Annotated in this window: 8 protein-coding genes; 5 read left to right on the top strand and 3 right to left on the bottom strand. The window is 71.5% G+C overall.

Going from position 1 to position 7,033, the window contains the following annotated elements; all coding sequences use genetic code 11:
• The first annotated feature begins 297 nt into the window (after positions 1-297).
• The 3 genes from OX89_RS14160 to OX89_RS14150 all read left to right on the top strand — a co-directional run bounded on the left by OX89_RS14160 (position 298) and on the right by OX89_RS14150 (position 2,879).
• Complete coding sequence (locus OX89_RS14160) at positions 298-1,089, top strand: peptidoglycan DD-metalloendopeptidase family protein (protein WP_369799295.1); 792 nt, start codon at positions 298-300, stop codon at positions 1,087-1,089.
• Positions 1,086-1,736: a pseudouridine synthase gene (locus OX89_RS14155; RefSeq protein WP_047351108.1), complete on the top strand. Its 651-nt coding sequence runs from the start codon at positions 1,086-1,088 to the stop codon at positions 1,734-1,736. Before OX89_RS14160 ends, OX89_RS14155 begins: the two co-directional genes overlap by 4 nt.
• 102 nt (positions 1,737-1,838) lie before the next feature.
• Positions 1,839-2,879: a tetratricopeptide repeat protein gene (locus tag OX89_RS14150; RefSeq protein ID WP_047351107.1), complete on the top strand. Its 1,041-nt coding sequence runs from the start codon at positions 1,839-1,841 to the stop codon at positions 2,877-2,879.
• 62 nt (positions 2,880-2,941) lie between these two features.
• Here OX89_RS14150 and OX89_RS14145 read toward each other — a convergent pair whose 3' ends face one another.
• Positions 2,942-3,616 (bottom strand): hypothetical protein, encoded by a 675-nt coding sequence (locus OX89_RS14145; RefSeq protein WP_047351106.1) that lies wholly within the window; start codon positions 3,614-3,616, stop codon positions 2,942-2,944.
• Positions 3,617-3,704: 88 nt separating this feature from the next.
• On the bottom strand, positions 3,705-4,607 hold the full coding sequence (gene rarD / locus OX89_RS14140; protein WP_047351105.1) for an EamA family transporter RarD: 903 nt from the start codon (positions 4,605-4,607) through the stop codon (positions 3,705-3,707).
• 463 nt (positions 4,608-5,070) lie between these two features.
• On the opposite strand from rarD, the gene OX89_RS14135 reads away from it, so the two are divergent.
• Positions 5,071-5,502 (top strand): thermonuclease family protein, encoded by a 432-nt coding sequence (locus tag OX89_RS14135; RefSeq protein ID WP_234305580.1) that lies wholly within the window; start codon positions 5,071-5,073, stop codon positions 5,500-5,502.
• A gap of 59 nt (positions 5,503-5,561) precedes the next feature.
• On the opposite strand, the gene OX89_RS14130 is transcribed toward OX89_RS14135, so the two are convergent.
• On the bottom strand, positions 5,562-6,509 hold the full coding sequence (locus OX89_RS14130) for a DHH family phosphoesterase (protein WP_047351103.1): 948 nt from the start codon (positions 6,507-6,509) through the stop codon (positions 5,562-5,564).
• Positions 6,510-6,653: 144 nt separating this feature from the next.
• Between OX89_RS14130 and OX89_RS14125 the strand changes: the two genes are divergently transcribed.
• Complete coding sequence (locus OX89_RS14125; protein ID WP_231403416.1) at positions 6,654-6,917, top strand: hypothetical protein; 264 nt, start codon at positions 6,654-6,656, stop codon at positions 6,915-6,917.
• Positions 6,918-7,033: the final 116 nt, after the last annotated feature.

Below are 7,033 nucleotides of genomic sequence, written 5' to 3'. Positions count from 1 at the left end.
CCTTGTCGACATGCTATGCCTCACACACAAAATTTCTGACAAGCTCAGACGTGGCAATGCCCCGGGCACCATGGCGCCCAGGGCATTGGGTGCGGATTATGGACCACTGCCACGCACGCGCATGAGAACCTTAGCTTTGCGCATAACCATGCCCACCCGGTGGGCAGGCGCCGGCCACGAGCGCTCTACACTGCGGCCGTGCCATTTCCTTGCGACCCCACTTTTCCGCCCCTTTCCCCCTCAGGCGCACGGCGCCGCACGCTGCTGCAGGCGCTGGGCCTCGCCCTGGCGCCCGGCATGCCCGCGCTGGTCCGGGCGGGCACCGCCCAGCAATGGCCGCAGGCCCTGGCCGTGCCCGGGGGCGTGGCCCGGCTGTCGCTGGGCCCCGCGGCCGAGCGGCCGGCGGTGCACGCGGGCGACGTCCCGGTGCTGGTGCTGGGCGATGCGATCGAGTGGACGGCCATCGTCGGCATCCCGCTGGCCGCGCCTACGGGCGAGGCCGAGGTGACGGTACAGGCCACGCCGACCGCACCGGCGCGGCACGTGGCTTACCGCGTGGCAGCCAAGCAGTACCGCGAGCAGCGCCTGACCGTGGCACCGCGCACGGTGGACCTGGCACCCGAAGACCTGGCCCGCCACGAGCGTGAGCGCGCGCACCAGCAGCACGTCATGGCCACCTTTTCAACGCCCTTGCCAGAGGAGCTGCAGATGCGTCAGCCCGTGCCGGGACGGCGCTCCAGCAGCTTCGGTCTGCGGCGCGTGTTCAACGGCCAGGCGCGCAATCCGCACAGCGGCATGGACATTGCCGCCGCCACGGGCACCCCTGTCGCCGCGCCGCTGGCGGGCCGAGTGATCGATGTGGGCGACTATTTCTTCAACGGCGGCACCGTGTGGCTGGACCATGGCGGCGGCCTGCTCAGCATGTACTGCCACCTCAGCCGCATGGACTGCCAGGTGGGTGACGTACTGCGCACGGGCGATGCGTTCTGCAAGGTAGGGGCCACCGGCCGCGTGACCGGCCCGCACCTGCACTGGGGCGTGATGCTCAACCGCACCATGGTGGACCCGGCCCTGTTCCTGCCCGCATGAGCACGCCCCCTGCCCCACGCCCGCGCCTGGCGCTGCGCCGCCCCGCGGCCGCGCCGGCGCCCGCCCCCCAACGCGCGGCGCGGCTGCTGCGCTTCAACAAGCCCTATGGCGTGCTGAGCCAGTTCACGCCCGAGGGGCGCTGGCGCGGGCTCCAGGACTTCATCGACGTGCCCGGCGTCTATGTGGCGGGGCGGCTCGATGCCGACAGCGAGGGGCTGCTGCTGCTCACCGACGACGGGGCGCTGCAGGCACGCATCAGCGATCCGCGCCACAAGATGGAGAAGACCTACTGGGTGCAGGTGGAGGGCATTCCTGACGAGGCCGCGCTGCAGGCCCTGCGCCATGGCGTGCAGCTCGGCGACGGCCCCACCCTGCCCGCACGCGTGCGCCGGCTGGAGCCGCCGCCCGCCCTCTGGGAGCGCGATCCGCCCATCCGCGTGCGCCAGAACATTCCCGACTGCTGGATCGAACTCATCATCCGCGAAGGCCGCAACCGCCAGGTGCGCCGCATGACCGCCGCCGTGGGCCACCCCACGCTGCGGTTGGTGCGCGCGGCCATCGGCCCCTACGCCCTGGACGGGCTGGAGCCGGGCTGCTGGCAGCCCGCCAGCCCGCCCTCCCCAGTGCCGCACCACCGCAAAAAGTAGAGCTGCTGGCGCTTTCCTGCATTGGCTTTGCGCCGGATTCTTCACTTACGCTCAGCACCCTCCACCCAGCAGCGACAATCGCGGCGGGAGGAACTGAACACCATGACCACAAACCCTGGCGACGGCCTGTCCCTCGCCCCGCTCGACCCCGCGCCCACGCAACCCGCGCCTGCTGCGGCCTCATCGCACGTCGCACGCACCTGCCCACGCTGCCACTACACGCGCCAGGCCAGCGACACCGCCCCCGCCTGGCAATGCCCGCGCTGCGCGGTGGTCTACGACAAGGCCACGCCGCGCCCACGCGCACGCGCGGGCCACGATGAAGATGACGATACCCAGCCCGTCCCGCTGGACCCGCGCCGCGCCCGGGCCAGCGCGGGTCTGCCCTGGGCCTGGATCGCCCTGGGCAGCGCCGTGCTGGCCGGGGCCGCGCTGCTGGGCTGGAAGTGGAACGGCGAGCGCCAGCGCAGCGCCCAGCAGGAGCAACGCGCCGCCAGCGACAGCCGCGCCGCCGATGTCAGCCAGGCCCGCGCCGTGCAGGACGGGCGGGCGCGCATCGATGCACTGGAACACCAGTGGCGCATGGGCGAAGGCGCCCAGGCACTGCCTGCCGTGCGCGCGCTGGCCGATGAGGGCGAGCCGCGGGCCATGGTGCTGCTGGGCTCCATGCTGCTGGGTGGCAGCAGCTACCGCAACGCCATCGGCCAGCCGCTGGACCCGGCCGAGGCGCTGCAATGGCTGGAGCGCGCCGCCCGCGCGGGCGATGCCACCGCCGCCGTGCGCCTGGGGGGTCTGTATGAGCGCGGTGAACATGTGCCGCGCCAGCCCTCACTGGCCGAGAACTGGTACCTGCGTGCGGCGCGCCAGGGCGACGGCGCGGGCCTGTACAGCCTGGGCATGCTCTACGCGCGGGGCGCCGATCCCGTAAGCCAACGTCCCGTCCCCGCGTGGATGCTGCTCACGCTGGCCGAACGCGCCTCGCGCGCCGCGCCGGTGCGCGACGCGCTGCTGACCGAGCAGCACTACCCGTCCAGCGCGCGTGCAGGCCTGGTCCGCCTCAAGGACAAGCTGCATCCCAGCGACATTGCCGAGGCCGAGCGCCTGGCCGACGCCTGGAAGCCCGGCCAGCCGCTGGGCTTCTAGCGCGGCACGCGCCCGCCAGCGCCCCGGGCGGCCTGCACGGTGTGCAGTTGCGCCGCGCGGCGCTAGCGCTTGCGCCACCAGACGACCAGCGCAAGGAACACCACACCCGTGAGCAGCGGCACGGCGGACATGAGCAGCTCGACGAACGAGCTGCGCCGCATGCCGGACCACACCTCCACGCGCACGCCGTCCAGCCGCAGGTTGCTCGCGCCTGCGAACTCCAGCGCCGGCGCCACCTTGCGGTCCTCCTTGAAGCTCACTGGCCCAGCCGTGCCCGCCAGCTGCAGCACCTGGCCCGCGCGCGTACCCGTCCCGAACGCAGCGCCCTGCACCATCGACAGGCGCGTGCCGTTGTCCGTGTCCCAGCCGGCCATCCAGCGCGTGAGGCCCTCGCCGTCGGCCTGGGCCACGCCGGCCACGTGCACCACCAGCGTGTAGGGGTTGCCGCTGGCGGGCAGGTCCAGCGCGCGCGGCGCCTTCCAGGCCACCGTTTCGGAGAAAAAGCCCGCGGGCTTGCTGCCGGCCGTCTTGTCCTGGTGTCGCGCCAGCCGCGCCAGGTCTTCGGGCGTCAATTCGAACGACTCCACCAGGCGCTTGCCCCAGGCGGTGGACGCATCGCGCGCGCCCGCGGGCGTGGCGGGCAGCGCCAGCAGGCCAGCGGTGGCCAGGGCGAAGCACACGCCCGCCGCAGAAAAGGCGCGCAAACGCTGGCGCGGATGGGGCACGGTGGCGTGCATGTGGGGGCTCCCTCGGGTGGCTGTGCGGCGCTGCGAATGGCACCGTTTGCATCGATTTTAATAGCTGCCAGCGCTTGATGGATGGGCGCTAGAGCGGCTTTTTGTCTTGAACCTGCACGGCCGGGCGGCGCAGGCGCAGTGCGCCGTCCAGCACCAGCAGCGCCACGGCGGCGAAGATGGGGCCATAGGTAGGCCACTGCGCCGCGCCGATGCTCTCGCCCAGCGCCAGCGCCACCAGCGCCAGCAGCACCGGCTCCACATAGCTCAAGAGACCAAACAGGCCCAGCGGCAGCAGGCGGCTGGCGGCCATGTACAGCGCCAGCGCTACGGCGCTGACCACGCCCAGGACGGGCACCATCGCCCACAAGTGCGCATGCTCCAGCACCAGCGGCAGGGACGACGGCGCGCGCACCACGAACCACAGCGCCGCGGGCACCAGCAGCAGCATGTCCAGCCAATGGCCGCCCAGGTGGTCGGTGCCCAGGCGCCGGCGCATCACGAAATACGCGGTGTAGCCCAGTGCGACCAGCCAGGTCTCCCACGACATGCCGCCGGCGCGCAGCACCTCGTGCAGCACACCCGCGCCCGCCAGTGCCGTGGCCAGCCACTGCAGGTGCGACAGCCGCTCGCGGTACAGCACCCGCCCGGCCAGCACCATCACCAACGGCAGCAGGAAGTAGCCCAGCGACACCGGTAGCGCCCGCCCGTGCAGCGGCGCCCATAAAAACAGCCACAGCTGCACGCCCAGCATGGCGGCGCTGGCCAGCAGCCCCAGCGCCAGCAGCGGCTGCCGCCACGCGCGCGCAGCCAGCAGGCGCACGCGCGGCCACTGCCCGCGCGCCAGCAGCAGCGCCGTGGTGAACGGCAGCGTGCACAGCACGCGCCAGCCGAAGATTTGCTCGCCATCCAGCGGCGCCAGCGCCGGTGCCAGGTAATACATGGCGCCGAACAGAACGGACGCGACGATGGACGCAACAAGACCTTGGATCACAAACGGCAGCAGGTGGACAAGAAACGATGCGGGAAACCCGGCGACAACGCAACGTCGCCGCCTCGGGCAAGACAACAACAGGCACGCATCCGGATGAGAACAGCAGGCATGTACCCGAACGAGGAAAGGGCAGGCCTTTGCCCGCGTGCGACCCGCGATTGTCGGCCATTGGCGCGCGCCCCGCCGCCGCACCACTTATGCCCACCGCCTGTGGGCGGCCCTGTGGACAACCGCCGGGACAACCCCGCGCAGGCCGCGCCGGCATTGGGCTGCAGCGCATCGCCCATTTTTTAGGCAACCGGTACGGGCAAGGCCGCGACGCCGCGCGGACCTGCAAGCGCGCATCCGACACGGTTATAGTGCGCGCCCTTGCGGCGTCACCGTGCGACACCTGCGCGGTCGCATGCCGGCCCACGCCCACGCCTCGCCGCACTTTTATCCGCTCTTCACCTCTGCCCCACCTGTGTCCGCTGCCGCCCTCCTCTGCCTTGTGATTGCCATCAGCGATGGCGACACGCTCACCGTGCGTTGCGGCACGCCGGGGGCCTGGCGCCCGCAGCGCGTGCGCGTGGTGGCGATCGACGCGCCCGAGAGCCGCCAGGCCTTCGGCCAGCGCGCGCGCCAGAACCTGGCGCGCCTGTGCTTTCGCCAGCAGGCTGCCCTGCGCACGCTGGGCCACGACGACTACGGCCGCACGCTGGCGCACGTGCGCTGCCAGGGGCAGGACGTGGGCACGGCCCAGGTGCGCGCCGGCCTGGCCTGGGTTTATGCACCGCAGGCCCAGCGCTATCCGCACCTGGTGGCGCTGCAGCGCCAGGCACGCGCCAGCCAGACCGGGCTGTGGTCGCAGCCGCGCCCGCAGGCGCCCTGGGACTACCGGCGCCGGCATCGGTAGGCGACTATCATTTCAATAGCTGTTCGCGCTTTTCCATCGAGCGCTACGGGCCATTTTGGCTAGGAACTCGCACCCGTTTCGTCGGCCTGGAACACGCCGGACAGCAACTGCGCCAGCCGCTCGCCAGGCAGGCGAAAGCCGCAGGCCTGGGCATGGCCGCCGCCGCCCATGCTCACGGCCAGGGGCGAGCAGTCGTAGCCGCGCTGCGAGCGCAGGCCCACCTTGACCTGCCCGTCCTTGCCCACCACCCACATCAGCGCGAAGGTGCCGCTCTGGCGCGACAGCAACTCGCCCACCAGGCTGTGGAAGGCGCCGGGCGCATTCACCATCAGCCCGGCCTCGCCGTTGAACACCAGCGGCTGCGCACCGCCCGCCACGTCCTGCGCCAGGTGGCGGAACTTCTCGTCCATGGCCTGACCGCGCGCGACGAAGGCCGCCGTCTCGGCGGGCGTGAAGTCGGCGATCTGCTGCCAACGGGCGAAGTCGAACGGCTCCATGTCCAGCGCCGCCACATAGCCCGCGGTGTCGGGGTACTGCCAGGCCCACAGGTCGCGGTCTTCCACGTGGCGCACCAAGGCGGGCAGTGGTGCGTCACGGTGGAAAAACTCCCACGCCAGGCGCGCACCAGACTTGCCCATGTCGAAGTGCAGGCCACCGCAGCGGCAGGCAAAGCCCTCCAACTGCTCGGCCGCGCTCTTGTGGTGGTCCAGCAGCACCAGCCGGGCGGCACGCGCGTCGATGGCGGCGAGCAGGTCGGGCGCAAACGCAAAGTCCAGCACATAGACGGCCCGCCCCTGCAGCGGCGGCAGGTCGTCCACGGTGGCCACCTGCCCGTGGGTCAGCCCCAGGCATTCGACCTGACCGCCATAAAAGCGCCAGGCGGCCAGCGCGGCGGCAAAACCGTCGGCGCAGCGGCCGTGGTACAGCACCAGCGGGTGCGGGTCGTCCCGCTGCGGCGCGGCCAGCAGCGACAGGGGCAGGAAGGTGGAGCGCGAAGACACAGTCATGGTGGGATTGTCGGTCAGCGCACGGCGCCGAACTGCCCACTTGAGAACGGGGCCTTTGTTGTACCGGCCTCGCCCCAGGGGCCACAATCACCCCGTCCGCCGCACCGTTTGCGCGGCGCAGCACCGGGAGCCAGTCACATGCCCATGGAACTTCTCCGTCAACTTGCGCAGCGGGACCAGTTTCCCGCCCCCGTCGTCGGTGAGGCAGAGGTGGACAAGCTGCGTGTTCTGCGCGCCGCGGGCATGGTGCAGGCTGAACTGCCCGGCGAAGGCGAATCCGTACGCTCGGCACGCGTCATCACCATCACCGGGCTGGGCCGTGCCACCCTGCGCGCCCAGGCGGCCCGCGAATTCATCGCCCGGCGCGACCGGCTCCCCGGCACGCCCCTCTCCACCGCCAAGGCGTAGCGCGCCCGCGTCGCCTGCGGGGGCTCCTGGCCGCTGCAGCCCCCGCCACTGCTATCATGGCTGTACAAACATAAGGGGTATCTATTTAGCTCCAGCAGCCCCATTGATACTGTGAT

Source organism: Diaphorobacter sp. J5-51 (genome assembly GCF_001023515.1).
GTDB classification, from domain to species: Bacteria; Pseudomonadota; Gammaproteobacteria; order Burkholderiales; family Burkholderiaceae_C; genus Diaphorobacter; species Diaphorobacter nitroreducens.
The sequence above is the reverse complement of the archived record's forward strand: the minus strand, read 5'-3'. Positions and strand labels throughout refer to the sequence as shown.

What these genes read in the sequence shown, in the direction of transcription:
- OX89_RS14160 (WP_369799295.1), top strand. Translation starts at nt 298, where the DNA reads ATGCCCGCGCTGGTCCGGGCGGGCACCGCCCAGCAATGGCCGCAGGCC.
- OX89_RS14155 (WP_047351108.1), top strand. Translation starts at nt 1,086, where the DNA reads ATGAGCACGCCCCCTGCCCCACGCCCGCGCCTGGCGCTGCGCCGCCCC.
- OX89_RS14150 (WP_047351107.1), top strand. Translation starts at nt 1,839, where the DNA reads ATGACCACAAACCCTGGCGACGGCCTGTCCCTCGCCCCGCTCGACCCC.
- OX89_RS14145 (WP_047351106.1), bottom strand. Translation starts at nt 3,616, where the DNA reads ATGCACGCCACCGTGCCCCATCCGCGCCAGCGTTTGCGCGCCTTTTCT.
- OX89_RS14130 (WP_047351103.1), bottom strand. Translation starts at nt 6,509, where the DNA reads ATGACTGTGTCTTCGCGCTCCACCTTCCTGCCCCTGTCGCTGCTGGCC.
- OX89_RS14125 (WP_231403416.1), top strand. Translation starts at nt 6,654, where the DNA reads ATGGAACTTCTCCGTCAACTTGCGCAGCGGGACCAGTTTCCCGCCCCC.